Origin of the sequence: Sphingomonas arenae (assembly GCF_016924655.1) — a bacterium.
GTDB lineage: Bacteria > Pseudomonadota > Alphaproteobacteria > Sphingomonadales > Sphingomonadaceae > Sphingomicrobium > Sphingomicrobium arenae.
Window position 1 is genome coordinate 939,597 of sequence record NZ_JAFFJU010000002.1, and the last position, 13,098, is coordinate 952,694.

General features: G+C 66.4%; 15 protein-coding genes. 9 read left to right on the forward strand and 6 right to left on the reverse strand.

Annotation, left to right across the window (positions count from 1 at the left end; genetic code table 11):
* Window positions 1-69: 69 nt before the first annotated feature.
* On the reverse strand, window positions 70-564 hold the full coding sequence (locus JT720_RS10810) for a low affinity iron permease family protein (protein ID WP_205481250.1): 495 nt from the start codon (window positions 562-564) through the stop codon (window positions 70-72).
* Between the two features lie 99 nt (window positions 565-663).
* Between JT720_RS10810 and JT720_RS10815 the strand changes: the two genes are divergently transcribed.
* A complete protein-coding gene (locus tag JT720_RS10815) occupies window positions 664-900 on the forward strand; it encodes a hypothetical protein (protein ID WP_205481251.1) in 237 nt (78 codons plus the stop codon).
* Window positions 901-910: 10 nt separating this feature from the next.
* Here JT720_RS10815 and JT720_RS10820 read toward each other — a convergent pair whose 3' ends face one another.
* Window positions 911-1,891, reverse strand: coding sequence for a magnesium transporter CorA family protein (locus JT720_RS10820; protein WP_205481252.1), 981 nt, complete (start codon window positions 1,889-1,891; stop codon window positions 911-913).
* A gap of 67 nt (window positions 1,892-1,958) precedes the next feature.
* On the opposite strand from JT720_RS10820, the gene dmeF reads away from it, so the two are divergent.
* The 3 genes from dmeF to JT720_RS10835 all read left to right on the forward strand — a co-directional run bounded on the left by dmeF (window position 1,959) and on the right by JT720_RS10835 (window position 4,016).
* On the forward strand, window positions 1,959-2,855 hold the full coding sequence (gene dmeF, locus JT720_RS10825; RefSeq protein WP_205481253.1) for a CDF family Co(II)/Ni(II) efflux transporter DmeF: 897 nt from the start codon (window positions 1,959-1,961) through the stop codon (window positions 2,853-2,855).
* Complete coding sequence (locus JT720_RS10830) at window positions 2,852-3,430, forward strand: DUF2585 family protein (RefSeq protein WP_205481254.1); 579 nt, start codon at window positions 2,852-2,854, stop codon at window positions 3,428-3,430. Before dmeF ends, JT720_RS10830 begins: the two co-directional genes overlap by 4 nt.
* Window positions 3,431-3,497: 67 nt before the next feature.
* Window positions 3,498-4,016, forward strand: a complete 519-nt coding sequence (locus tag JT720_RS10835; RefSeq protein WP_205481255.1) for an acyloxyacyl hydrolase — start codon at window positions 3,498-3,500, stop codon at window positions 4,014-4,016.
* Window positions 4,017-4,122: 106 nt separating this feature from the next.
* On the opposite strand, the gene fumC is transcribed toward JT720_RS10835, so the two are convergent.
* On the reverse strand, window positions 4,123-5,517 hold the full coding sequence (fumC, locus tag JT720_RS10840; RefSeq protein WP_205481256.1) for a class II fumarate hydratase: 1,395 nt from the start codon (window positions 5,515-5,517) through the stop codon (window positions 4,123-4,125).
* A 129-nt stretch (window positions 5,518-5,646) separates the two neighbouring features.
* On the reverse strand, window positions 5,647-6,138 hold the full coding sequence (locus JT720_RS10845) for an SspB family protein (protein WP_205481257.1): 492 nt from the start codon (window positions 6,136-6,138) through the stop codon (window positions 5,647-5,649).
* A gap of 48 nt (window positions 6,139-6,186) precedes the next feature.
* On the opposite strand from JT720_RS10845, the gene JT720_RS10850 reads away from it, so the two are divergent.
* Complete coding sequence (locus tag JT720_RS10850) at window positions 6,187-6,564, forward strand: histidine triad nucleotide-binding protein (protein ID WP_205481258.1); 378 nt, start codon at window positions 6,187-6,189, stop codon at window positions 6,562-6,564.
* Between the two features lie 84 nt (window positions 6,565-6,648).
* Complete coding sequence (locus JT720_RS10855; protein ID WP_237219797.1) at window positions 6,649-8,223, forward strand: amino acid permease; 1,575 nt, start codon at window positions 6,649-6,651, stop codon at window positions 8,221-8,223.
* A 66-nt stretch (window positions 8,224-8,289) separates the two neighbouring features.
* Here the strand turns inward: JT720_RS10855 and JT720_RS10860 are convergent, their stop codons facing one another.
* Window positions 8,290-9,282, reverse strand: coding sequence for an adenosine kinase (locus tag JT720_RS10860; RefSeq protein ID WP_205481259.1), 993 nt, complete (start codon window positions 9,280-9,282; stop codon window positions 8,290-8,292).
* 188 nt (window positions 9,283-9,470) lie between these two features.
* Here JT720_RS10860 and JT720_RS10865 point away from each other — a divergent pair, with 188 nt between their 5' ends.
* Window positions 9,471-9,830: a hypothetical protein gene (locus JT720_RS10865; RefSeq protein ID WP_237219796.1), complete on the forward strand. Its 360-nt coding sequence runs from the start codon at window positions 9,471-9,473 to the stop codon at window positions 9,828-9,830.
* Here the strand turns inward: JT720_RS10865 and queG are convergent.
* The gene (queG, locus tag JT720_RS10870) at window positions 9,791-10,870 is read right to left on the reverse strand and encodes a tRNA epoxyqueuosine(34) reductase QueG (RefSeq protein WP_205481261.1); all 1,080 of its coding nucleotides are present in this window, start codon (window positions 10,868-10,870) and stop codon (window positions 9,791-9,793) included. The two genes, JT720_RS10865 and queG, sit on opposite strands and share 40 nt — an antisense overlap.
* Before the next feature lie 69 nt (window positions 10,871-10,939).
* Here queG and JT720_RS10875 point away from each other — a divergent pair, with 69 nt between their 5' ends.
* Both JT720_RS10875 and JT720_RS10880 read left to right on the forward strand, forming a co-directional pair.
* Window positions 10,940-11,890 (forward strand): ABC transporter ATP-binding protein, encoded by a 951-nt coding sequence (locus tag JT720_RS10875; protein ID WP_205481262.1) that lies wholly within the window; start codon window positions 10,940-10,942, stop codon window positions 11,888-11,890.
* The gene (locus tag JT720_RS10880; protein WP_205481263.1) at window positions 11,887-13,092 is read left to right on the forward strand and encodes an ABC transporter permease; all 1,206 of its coding nucleotides are present in this window, start codon (window positions 11,887-11,889) and stop codon (window positions 13,090-13,092) included. Before JT720_RS10875 ends, JT720_RS10880 begins: the two co-directional genes overlap by 4 nt.
* The last annotated feature ends 6 nt before the right edge of the window (window positions 13,093-13,098 follow it).

A 13,098-nucleotide genomic window follows, 5' to 3' on the forward strand; every position in this document is an offset into this window, starting at 1 on the left:
CGCTTTCCTGCTTCGAACGAGGGAATTGGCGCGGCCCTTAGCAAGCCTCCCCTGCCCCCGCAAACGCCCTCACGCGCTCCCGCCGGTCTTTCGGCGCCGGCTCTTCACCTGCGCCTTCGCCCGGGCGCCCGCCTGTTCGACAGCCGCCTTAGCCGCCGCCCGCTCTCCCGGGTCGCCGGCCCGCTCGCCCTGGGCGTCGATCGCCTCCTTGGCCTGCTCCTTCAGCTCCTCGATCTCCTCCTCCTCGAGCACCTCTATGCCCGCCATCTCGTCGCGGGCGCCCTTCATGGCGTGAAGCAGCTCGTCGAGCTTCGCGTGCATGGCGACATCGCGCTTGCGATCTTCCGCTTCCCGGTCGTTCTGACGATTGAGGACCATCTGCGTGAGGGTGATCGCAAGGATGGAGAGAGCCGCCGTCAGCGACTCCGCATGAAAGCCCAGCCAGAACCAGGCCACGCAGAAGAGGATGACCCCGACCTGCAGGTAAGGGTGGGCGAACAGGTTGCTGACCCATTCGGAGATGCGATCCCCGATTTCGACCAGCTTGCTCTTCCGCACAGACATCAGGGCACGAACGCCGCCTCGTGAAAGTTGTTGCGTCGAAACGAACTGCCCGCACGTTGGTCAGAGGGAACAAAGCTCGCCCCAACCGGTTGTGCTCTCGTGGAAAAGCGTACGCCCGCGGGGATCCCAGACATGTTCGCCACGCCCGAGTTCAATCGCCGGATGGCATCGCTCCAGCGGGCGGAGGCTGGCCGATCCGGCGTGCCCGTGCGCTCTCCGCTGGCCAAGGTGGCGCTTGCCCGGCGTCTGTCGGCCCGCGCTGCCGATCTGCCAGGGGCGGTCGACCCGGTCGCCGCCTCCGTGCCGGACTGCCGGCCGCTCTTCTTCGGCGCCTGAAGGCCAGGCCCTAGATCCAGCCCCTACGCTTCAGGATCCACAGGGGAAGCACCGCGCTCAGCAGCATCACCAGCAGCGCCATCGGATAGCCCCAGACCTCGTCCAGTTCCGGCATGTGGGTGAAGTTCATGCCAAAGATTCCGGCAATCAGCGTCGGCGGCAGGAAGACGATCGCCACCCATGAAAACAGCTTCATTGCGGCATTCTGCTCGATGCTGATCAGGCCCATGGCGGCATCAAGCTGGAAGTTCAGGTCATCGCCCAGATAGCCCGCATGATCGAGCAGCGCCGACGCGTCCGTCTGCAGGCTGACGATATGGTCCCGCTCTCCCTGGCAATCGCTCCGATGGAGGCGCTCGCTGCCGGACAGGAAACTGAGCAGCCGGATCGCGCTGACCGCCGTTTCGCGCACCCGCGCCAGCAGCGCCTGGGCTCGTCCGATCCGGGTCAGCAGCGCGGTCAGTTGTCGGGCCGGAATGCGCCGCTCGTCCATGTTCGGGGCGAAGATGATGGAGGAGACCTCCTCCATCTCGGCTCCCGAGCGCTCCAACTCGTCGGCCAGCCGGTCGATGATGGAATCGAGCAGGCGAACCAACACCGTCAGTGCATCCCGCGCCAGCGTCGGCTCGTGGTGCACATGGTTGGCGAAATCGCGAATGGGCCGGGGCGTCGCGTATCGGATGGTGACCAGCTTGCCGTCGGTCAGGACGAAGCCGATGGGCTCGGTGGTCGGCCGCCCCTCGTCGACGCCGCGCAGGGTGCTCAGCGTCATGTAGAGCACGCCGCGCTGCTCATACAGCCGGCTGGACGGTTCGATCTCGCTGAGGTCGTCGCGCGTCGGCACGGATACGCCGATGGCCTGCTCCACCAGCTTCTCCTCCTCGCGGGTTGGCTCCTCCAGGTCGATCCAGGTCGCGCCCGCCGGAATGACCTGCCCGCGGCCGGCCTCGACCAGCCCGCCGTCACAATCCGGTCCATACACGCGCAGCATGCCCCTGCTTGGAACCGGCCGAGGCTGCTTGGCAAGCCCTCCCCGCTCGCCTAGCCAGGGGTCCGGCATGACCAGCAGCCATTCCCACGATTTCCTCGGCCAAAGCCACGACCGCAACGAGCGGCGGACCCGGTGGGTGGTATTGCTGTCGGCGATCATGATGGTGGCCGAGATCACGGTCGGAACCATCACCGGCTCCATGGCGCTCACTGCCGACGGATGGCACATGGCGACCCACACGCTGGCGCTCGGCGTTGCTGCACTCGCCTACTGGCTGGCGCGACGCTGGTCCAAGGATCCGCGCTACAGCTTCGGAACGGGCAAGCTCGGCAGCCTGGCCGGTTTTGCCTCCGCGCTCGGGCTCGGGGCCGTGGCGATCGGGATTGCCGTCGAGAGCGTCAGCCGCTTCTTCGAACCCCGCACCGTCGACTATCGCGAAGCCATGGTGGTGGCGGTGATCGGCCTCCTGGTGAACCTGGTCAGCGCCGCCCTGCTGCACGAAGGCGGTCACGCGCACGACCACGACCACGATCATGATCACGGGCACCACCACGGGCACGACCACAATCTTCGCTCGGCCTACCTCCACGTCCTCGCGGACGCGCTGACGTCCGTGCTCGCCATCGCGGCGCTCGCCGCGGGCATGTTCGCCGGCTGGGGCTGGCTCGACCCCGCGGTCGGCATCGTCGGCGCGATCGTCATCATCCAGTGGAGCCTCAAGCTCCTCCAGGACACGGCCGGAGTGCTGCTCGACCGCGTTCCGGACCCGTCGCTGGAGCAGTCCATCCGCGCCCGGATCGAGAAGGGCGGCAATGCGCGCATCACCGACTTCCACCTGTGGCAGGTCGGTCCGGGGCGCTACGCCGTTATCGTCGCCTTAACCGGCGATGTGGATAGGGGGGAGGTCTGCCGCCGCATCGGCAAGGACGCTCGCCTCGCCCACATCACGGTGGAGATCGCTTGACCCGTAAGCAGCAGCGGCCCCTCTTCGCCGCCTTCGCCGTCATCCTCGTCGCCGCCGTCATCCTGTGGCTGATGGGCCGTCCGCCCATCTGCACCTGCGGGGAGATCGACCTGTGGGTGAACAGCGCCGCCAGCCCGCGCACCAGCCAGATGCTCGCCGACTGGTATGCGCCGAGCCACATCCTGCACGGCATCATCTTCTACGCGCTGCTGACCTGGGCTTTCCGCCGCTGGAGCGTGCAACGCCGTTTCCTGGCCGCCACCCTCATGGAGGTCGCATGGGAGATCGTCGAGAACTCCCCGATCATCATCGACCGCTACCGCGAGGCGACCGCGGCCGTCGGCTACACCGGCGACAGCATCCTCAACTCGGTGAGCGACATCGCCATGATGGGCATTGGCTTCTTTCTCGCCCGAAAGCTGCCGATCTGGGCAATTTTGGGCCTGATTGTCGCACTGGAAGTGATTCCACTGCTCATTATCCGCGACAATTTGTCACTCAACGTGTTGATGCTGCTTGCGCCCGACCCCGCGATCAAGGCGTGGCAGGCCGGCCCGCCGCTGCTTTCCTTCTAGGCGGCGCACCGCGCAAGCTTTCCCCGCACGCAGCCGCTAAGTGCCGGGAGAAAGGACCGAATCACCCATGCGCCACCTGCCCGTAGCCCTTCTCGTCACCGCCCTCACCCCCACCACCGCCCATGCCGGGGAACTGTTCGGCGGCGTCTACAAGCACGCCGTCGATACTCCCCTCAGCCTCAGCGGCGGCGATGAAAAAGGCGTGGATTTTCAATTAGGTTACCGGTTCGATGGCCTCGGCCGGACGGGATTGCAGCCCTACGCCTTCGCCGCCCTGAACAGCGCTGGCGACACCCACTATGCCGCCGCCGGCATCAGCTATCGCTTTGGCCGCAAAGTCTTTTTGCGGCCCGGCGTCGGCCTCGCCGTCCACACCGGCTCCGCTCGCGAGTTCGACCGACCAGGCAACGGCGAGATCGAGTTCGGCAGCCGCATCCTGTTCGAACCCGAACTTGGGCTCGGCTACCAGGCCAACGAGCGCCTCAGCCTCGAGGCCAGCTGGGTCCACATGAGCCACGCCGCCCTGTTTAGCGGCCAGAATCCAGGCATCGACAACATCGGTGTCCGGCTGAACTGGAGGCTCTAATCTATCCGTCACTCCCGCGAAGGCGGGAGTCCATCTCCAGGCCGCTCGCACGAGCGCACCGTGCGGAGATGGATCCCCGCCTTCGCGGGGATGACGGTACAAGAGCCTACCGCCCCAGCATCGCCTCCGGCTTGACCACCCGGTCGAACGTCTCTTCGTCCACCAGCCCCAGCTCCAGCCCGGCTTCCTTTAGCGTCAGCCCCTTCTTGTGGGCATGCTTGGCAATCGTCGCCGCATTGTCGTAGCCGATCTCGGGCGCGAGGGCCGTCACCAGCATCAGCGAGCGGTTCATCAGCTCGGAAATGCGCCGCTCGTCCGGCTCCGCGCCGTCCAGCATGCGCTCGGTGAAGCTCTCCATGCCCGTGGCAAGCAGGTTGATCGAGCGCACCACGTTGGCCCCGATCAGCGGCTTGAACACGTTCAGCTCCATGTGGCCCTGCAGCCCGCCGACGGTCACCGCGACATGGTTGCCCATGACCTGCGCGGCGACCATGGTCAGCATCTCGGCCTGGGTCGGGTTGACCTTGCCCGGCATGATCGAACTGCCCGGCTCATTCTCCGGAAGCTTGAGCTCGCCCAGGCCACAGCGCGGGCCCGATCCGAGCAGCCGGATGTCGTTGGCGATCTTGGTCAGCGCCACCGCGATGGTGTTGAGCACGCCCGACAGCTCCACCAGCGTGTCATGCGCCGCCAGTTCCGCGAACTTGTTCGGCGCGCTGGTGAACGGCAGCTGCGTGAGGTTGGCGACCTCGGCCGCGAACGCTTCGGCAAAGCCCTTCGGTGCATTGAGCCCCGTGCCGACAGCGGTGCCGCCTTGCGCCAAGCGCATCACGCGCGGCAGGCATCCCTCGACCCGCTCGATGCAGTCGGCGATCTGCTGGGCATAGCCGCTGAACTCCTGCCCCAGCGTCAGCGGGGTCGCGTCCTGGAGGTGAGTTCGGCCGATCTTGACGATGCCGTCCCACTGCTTGGCCTGCTCCTCCAGCCGCGCGTAGATCATTCGCAGCGCCGGCAGCAGCCGCTTGTAGACGGCCCGCCCTGCGGCGATGTGCATGGCGGTCGGGAAGCTGTCGTTCGACGACTGGCCCTTGTTGACGTGGTCGTTGGGGTGCACCGGCTCCTTGCCGCCGCGCTTGCCGGTGAGCATCTCGTTAGCGCGGCCCGCGATCACCTCGTTCGCGTTCATGTTCGACTGGGTGCCCGAGCCGGTCTGCCAGATGACCAGCGGGAACTGGCTGTCGAGATCGCCCCGTGCCACCTCGCCCGCGGCCTGCTGGATCGCTTCGGCCAGCTGCACGTCGAGCCCGCCGATCCGGGCGTTCACCCGCGCCGCGGCCTGCTTTACATAGCCGAGCGCATGGACGATCTCCGCCGGCATCTGCTCGCGCGGGCCGAACGGGAAGTTGCCGATGGAGCGCTCCGTCTGCGCTCCCCAGTAGCAATCGGCGGGGACGTCGATCGGGCCGAAGCTGTCGGTCTCGGTGCGGGTCGGTGCGGGCATATGGTTCCTTTCGTCACCCCGATCCTGAGCCGGGGTCCGCCTGTTCTTCTGGCGTGCGGGGTGAAGGAAGGCGGACCCCGGATCAAGCCTGTCCTGAGTTAATCGACGGGGCTCAGGGTAATGCCTACGTCACTTCTTCCGCGTGAAATCCACCGAGACGACGTTCGAGCCATCCTCGGCCGGCTTGGCCGCGGGCTCAACGGGCACGTCGTTCTCAGGAGCGTCATGCTCCTCATGGCTGCCGTCCGCGCCATGCGCCTGGAACTTGAGGCTGAAATCGACGGCCGGGTCGACGAAGTCCGTCACCGCCGCGAACGGCACCCGCAGCGTCGAGGGCACGCCCCCGAATGACAGCCCCACCGTGAAATGGTCCTTCGCCACCTTCAGGTCCCAGAAACGGTGCTGGATGACGATGGTCATCTCGTCCGGGAACCGCTGGGCGAGGTGCTTCGGAATATCGACTCCCGGCATCCGAGTCTTGAACGTGATGTAGAAGTGGTGCCCGCCCGGCAGGGCACCGCCGCGCTCCACCTCGCTCAGCACGCGGCCGACCACATCGCGCAGCGCTTCCTGGACGATCTCGTCGTAGGGAATCAGGCTCTCGGGCGTCTCGTCGGTCATCGGGACTCGTGGTAGCGGGGTGAGAAACAGCGTCAACCGGGGAAGTCCATGCCGATCGATCACACGCAGCCTTACGACGACAGCAACATCTTCGCCCGCATCCTGCGCGGCGAGCTGCCGAACAAGACGGTGCTCGAGACCGAGCACAGCCTGGCCTTCCACGACATCAACCCGCTGGCCCCGATTCACGTGCTGGTGATCCCCAAGGGGGCCTACGTCAGCTGGGACGACTTCAGCGCCCGCGCGTCGGATGCGGAGCTGGCGGATTTCTCCCGCGCTATCGGGGAGGTCGCGCGTCAGGTCGGGGCGAGCGCGCAGGGCTACCGGCTGCTCGCGAATGCGGGCAAGCGGGCCGGACAGGAGGTGCCGCACCTCCACGTCCACGTGTTCGGCGGCCAGCCGCTGGGGCCGATGCTGGCGCGCTGACATTGTATCGGAGGGATTGCGCCGTGCGGAGTTGCCGCTAGGCTCCGCGCCACACGGGGACGTACCTCAAGGGGAAGAAGAATTATGGCGACTGCACCGCCCAAAGGGCTGCTCGGCCGCATGTCGATGCGCAAGAGTGTTGAACAGGTCCAGCGGGAAACCCAGACGAGTGAACTGAAGCGCTCGCTCGGGCCCTGGAACCTTGTTCTGCTCGGCATCGGCTGCATCATCGGGGCGGGCATCTTCGTCCGGACCGGCAACGCGGCCGCGCTGCACGCTGGACCGGCGGTGCTGATCTCCTTCGTGATCGCCGGCATCGTCTGCGCCTTCGCGGGCCTGTGTTATGCCGAACTCTCCTCGACCCTGCCGGTCTCCGGGTCCGCCTACACCTACAGCTACACGACCTTGGGCGAGTTTGCGGCCTGGATCATGGGATCGCTGTTGCTGCTCGAATATGGCCTTGCCGCTTCCGTCGTTGCAGTCGGCTGGTCCGGCTACATGGTCAGTCTGCTCGGGGACATCGGCATCATCGTGCCGGCGACGCTCACCGGGCCGGCCGGACATCTGAAGGAACTAGCGGACGGGACCACCATCACCACGGTCTTCAACCTGCCGGCCTTCCTGGTCTGCCTCGCTCTCTCGCTCTTGCTCGTGCTCGGCGTAAGCGAGTCCGCGAAGGTCAACAACCTCATCGTCGGGATCAAGGTCTCGGTGCTGGTCGCCTTCATTGTCGTGGGCGGGATCATGATCCTGTCGAACTGGTCGCAGTTCGCGCCGAACTGGGATCCGTTCATCCCGGAACCGACCGGTGAGAAGGGCGAGTTCGGCTGGGGCGGCATCCTGCGCGCCGCTTCCATCGTCTTCTTCGCCTACATCGGGTTCGAAGCAGTTTCCACCGCAGGACAGGAAGCCAAGGATCCGGCGAAGGACATGCCGTTCGGCATTATCGGATCGCTGGTCGCCTGCACCATCATCTATATCCTTGTCTCGATCGTCCTGACCCTGATCGTGCCTTACACCGACCTCAACGTGCCCGATCCGGTCGCAGTGGCGGTGGACGCGTTCGGTCCGGAATGGGCGTGGTTCGCAGCGACCATCAAGGTTGGCGCAATCATCGGCCTCACCTCGGTCATTCTGGTGTTGATGTACGGCCAAACCCGCATCTTCTACACCATGGCGCGCGACGGCCTCCTGCCACGAGTCTTCTCCCGGGTGCATCCGAAGTTCCGCACCCCGTGGGTGAACACGTTGCTGGTCGGAATGATCGTCGCAGTGGCCGCGGGCTTCTTCGACATCAACACACTTGGCGACATGACGTCCGTGGGAACGCTTGCGGCATTCGGTATCGTCTGCCTGACGGTGATCTGGCTGCGCACCACCCATCCGGAGATCCCGCGGGGATATCGCGTGCCGCTCTACCCGGTGGTTCCGGCGCTCGGCATCCTGAGCTGCTTCGCGCTGATCTTCACCGTGGAGACGCGGGTGCTGATCTTCTTCGGATGGTTCGTGGTCGGAGCGGTCGTGCTCTACTTCGTCTACGGGATGCACAATTCGGAACTGGCCAAGGGCCATCGCGTCACCGATGCGGACGACCAGTTGCCCATCTATCCGGAGGACGCTCCGCTGGGGCCAGATGGCAAGCCGGTGGTCCGCCCGTAACGGCTGGAGACCGGCTGAAAGAAGAAGGGCGGCTCCAGCGATGGAGCCGCCCTTCTTCGTTTCGGATTACAGGATGCCGGCCGCGAGCGCCTTCAGGTCCTGCTCCGGCCGCGCACCGTAGTGCTGGATCACTTCGGCCGCGGCGATCGCGCCGAGCTTCAGCGATGGCTCGAGCCCGAGTCCCCGTGCCTGCCCGGCCAGGAAACCCGCCGCGAAGAGGTCGCCGGCACCTGTCGTGTCGACCAGCCGATCGATCGGCTCGGCCGGCACAGTGGCATGCTCTCCCTTCGCGAGCGCCACCGCGCCCTGCTCGCTGCGGGTCACGACCAGCAGCGGCACCTTGGGGGCGAGCGCCTGCAACCCCGCGTCAAACGCGCTTTCGCCCGTCATGGCGGCAAGCTCCGCCTCGTTCGCGAACAGGATATCGATGCGCCGCTCTTCGATGAGGCGCCAGAAGTCGGCCTTGTGCCGGTCGACGCAGAAGGTATCGGATAGAGTGAAGGCCACCTTGCGCCCGGCTCCGCGCGCCGCGTCGATGGCCGCTTCCATCGCCGCCCGCGGAGCCGGCGGGTCCCACAGATATCCCTCCAGATAGAGGATGGCCGCATCGGCCACATGGCTTGGGTCGATGTCTCGCTCCTCAAGCTGCTGCGCTGCGCCAAGGAAGGTGTTCATCGTGCGCTGGGCATCCGGCGTGACCAGGATCAGGCAACGGGCAGTCGCCCCGACGTCGCTGCGCGCAGGCGTATCGAACTCCACTCCCAGGCTCCGGATGTCGTGCCGGTAGATGGCGCCGAGCTGGTCAACGGCAACCTGGCCGATGAAGCCTGCCTTGATCCCCAGTGCTGCAAGCCCTGCCGCGGTATTGCCGGCCGACCCGCCGCTCGCCTCGCGGCCCGGGCCCATCAGCCTGTACAGGCGCTCCGCCTCCGCCTCGTCGATCAGCCGCATGCTGCCCTTCGCCAGTCCCTGCGCGTCGAGAAACGCATCCTCGGCATCGGCGATGACGTCGACGATCGCGTTGCCGATGGCGAGCACGTCGAGGCGAGGCTGGGTCATGAAGGGTCCTGCTGAGCTGTCGAAAGAAAGCGCGCGCGGTAGCGGCGGCTGCCCGGCTGGGCAAGGAAGCGCTCACATGCCCTGTCCTGAGCGACCCCGCAGGACGAGCCGCAGGAACTGGTCGAAAGGTGGGCCCATCATGCCGAACCACCCTTCGACAAGCTCGGGGTGAGCGCTATGGGATGCTCATGCGCCTTATCGTTACCGCCGCTCTGTACCTTGCTCTTGCCGCTTGCGCCACTCGCCCACCGGCACCGGTGGAACAGCCTCGCCCGGCGCCCCAGCCCGGCCCGAGGGTCAGCGGCGACCTGATCGGGCTGACCGTGAACGAGCTCGGCCAACGTTTCGGCCAGCCGACGTTCCAGGTCCGCGAAGGGCCAGGACTCAAGCTGCAGTGGAGCGGTGGCGGCTGCGTGCTCGACGTGTTCCTCTACACGCCCGCGGACGGCCGCGGCGCCGAACGGGTAACTTACGTGGATGCCCGCCGCCCGACCGGCGACCCGACGGATCAGGCCGCGTGCATCGCAGCGATCGACGCCGCCGCCTGAAGCCGCGTCAGCGCCCAGTTCGCTGCTTCCGCTACCACCGGGTCCTCATCACGAGTGAGTGCCTGAACGCCGGTCAGCAGACGCATGTCGCCGCTGTTCCCGGCTGAGATCAGGCAATTGCGCAGGAACCGCTTCACCCCGATCCGCTTGATGGGCGAGCCTGCAAACAGCTCGCGAAAGCTCGCATCGTCCAGCGCCAGCAAGTCGGCGAGCCTTGGTGCAGCCAGCTCCGCGCGCGGCAGGAACGCCTTGTTCGCCTGCGCCGCCGCAGCGAACCGGTTCCACGGGCAAGCTGCCAGGCAATCGTCGCAGCCGTAGATGCGGTTGCCCATGGCCTCGCGAAACTCGAGCGGGATGGGACCATCATGCTCGATCGTCAGGTATGAGATGCACCGCCGCGCATCGATCCTGCCCGGTCCGTCGAACGCGGCCGTCGGGCAGGCCTGGAGGCATCGGGTACAGCTGCCGCAATGAACCTGCGGGTCCAGCGGCGGGTCGGGCTCCAGCTCCAGTTCGGTGAATATGATGCCCAGAAATGTCCAGTTGCCGTGCTCACGGGACACGAGGTTGGTGTGCTTGCCCTGCCAGCCGATCCCCGCGGCGGCGGACAGCGGTTTTTCCATCACCGGGGCCGTGTCGACGAACACCTTCAGTTCGGACGGCACCGCATCGATGATGAACCGCGCGAGGGCCTTCAGCGCCTTCTTGACCGTCTTGTGATAATCGCCGCCCTGCGCATAGACGCTGATGCGACCGATATCCGGTTCGGCGCCCAGTCGGCGGGGGTCTTCTGCGGGCGCATAGCTCATCGCGAGCGCGATCACGCTTCGCGCTTCCGGCCACAGAGCCTGCGGGTGGGCCCGCTGGTCGGCGCGCTCCTCCATCCAGCCCATGGTGCCATGCCGTCCCGCGGCGATCCACCGCCGCAATTCGTCGCCGACGCCCGGCACCGCATCGGCGCGCGTGAAGCCACAGGAAACGAAGCCGAGCCGCTTCGCCTCCGCTCGTATCGCTTCCTTAAGGCTTGCCGAGTCAGACACCGGTCTCCACTACTCCACCTGTCCTGAGCTTGTCTTGAACAAGCTCGACAAGGCCTGAAGGTGAGGACGTTGCTCCAGCAAGTTCAGCATAGCGGCGAGTTCGCCATCGAAGCCGATGACCTGGTCAAGGACTTCGGCGACAAGCGGGCGGTCGACGGCGTATCGCTGCGGGTGCCCACCGGCACCATTTACGGTATCCTTGGCCCAAACGGCGCGGGCAAGACGACGACACTTCGCATGCTGCTCGGGATCATCGATCCGTCGTTGGGCACCCGGACCTTGCTTGGACACGGCCGTCCCCTCGATGCCGCCGCGGAGGTGGGTTATCTCCCCGAAGAGCGGGGCCTCTATCCCGCGATGACCTGCCGCGAAGCCATTGCCTTCATGGGCGCGCTGCGTGGCCTCCCAATCAAGGAGGGTCGTCGGCGGGCCACCGAGATGCTGGGGGAACGCGGGCTCGCCGACTGGACGAACAAGCCTATCCGAACCCTTTCCAAGGGCATGGCGCAGACTGTGCAATTGCTGGGAACGCTGGTCCACCACCCACGCCTGATCGTCCTCGATGAGCCGTTCTCCGGGTTGGACGCCATCAACCAGGAAAAGTTGGAGGCCCTCATCCGGCAGCAGGCGGATAATGGCGCCACCATCATCTTTTCCACTCACGTGATCGCCCACGCCGAGCGGCTGTGCGAGCGCATCGCGATCATCGCGGCCGGCAAGGTGGCGTTCGAAGGCGCGGTTGACGAGGCGCGTAGCCGATTGCGGCCGATCGTGCATCTGCGCACGCGTTCCAATGATGGCTCGTGGCGTGCCGCGCTTCCGCCCGACGCTCGCCAGACCGGGTCGGACTGGACGTTCGAACTTCCCTCCTCGGGGCCGGAGCCGTTGCTCCGCGCTTTGATCGATGGCGGGGCCGGCATCGAGACGCTCTCGATCGAGCGGCCGGGACTGCATGACGCGTTCGTCGCCATCGCCGGAGAAAGTGCCGCCCGCGAGATGAATGGGGAGCAACCGGAATGACCGCCCGCCACCTCATCAGCTCCGCCTTCGTGATCGGCCGCCGCGACTTCACCGCGACAGTATTCTCGAAATCGTTCCTCTTCTTCCTGCTAGGACCACTGTTCCCGCTGCTGGTGGGCATATTGTTCGGCGGGATCGGCGCCAGTGTAGCCAACGACGCAGAGCGCCCCCTCGTCGCGGTGCTGGCTCCGTCGGCAGATTATGCGCGTCTCCAGATCGCGCATGATCAGGTCGCCAAGGCCGTGGACGGCAGCATCATCCGGCTGCAGCACGTCGCTCCCAAGTCCGACCTGGCAACCCAACGCAAGGCCCTGCTCGAAGCGCGAGAGACACCCGCGCGCGCGGTGCTGGAGTCGCCCTTCGGCTCGCCCCGGCTCACCGGCTCGATCCAGCCGGACGGCTCGATCGCAGGCCAGGTGCAGTTAATCCTCGCGCAAGCCCGGGCGGACAGCGCCCCTGCCCTTGCCGTGACGCGCATCGAGACGGAAGGCAGGACCACCGCGTCCGAACGAGTCCTCGTCGCACGGGCGGGCCAGGCTTTGCTGTTCCTGCTGACCTTGCTGCTCGCCGGCATGCTGCTCTCCCAGCTCATCGAGGAGAAATCGAACAAGGTGATCGAGGTGCTCGCCGCGGCGGTACCCGTCGATGCCATTTTCCTTGGCAAGCTGTTCGCGATGCTGGCCATGTCGCTGCTGGGGATCACGGTCTGGGCGTCCGCGGCGGTGGCCGGCATCGCGCTCCTGCTGCCGGGCGCACCCGGGAGCCTCCCGGAGCCGGCGCTCGGCTGGCCGGCCTTCGCGGCACTCTGCGCGATCTACTTCGCGATGAGCTACCTGCTGATCGGATCCGCGTTTCTGGGGATCGGCGCCCAGGCTTCCACCGTGCGGCAGGTGCAGACCCTGTCCATGCCGATCACGATGGCGCAGGTCGTAATCTTCGCCATTGCTTCGGCAGCCGCGGGCAATTTGAACGGCACCACCGGCCTCATCGCCGCAGTCTTTCCGCTCAGCTCACCGTTCGCGATGGTCGCGCGTGCGGCAGAGAGCGATGCATGGTGGCCTCACCTGCTGGCGCTGGCCTGGCAGTTGCTCTGGGTGGCCCTGATCCTGCGCCTTGCAGCACGCTTCTTCCGGCGCTCCGTGCTGAAAAGCGGCCCTGCAGGGCGGCCGTGGTTCCGTCGCCGTTCAGCCGCTGCGGTCTAGCGCGAC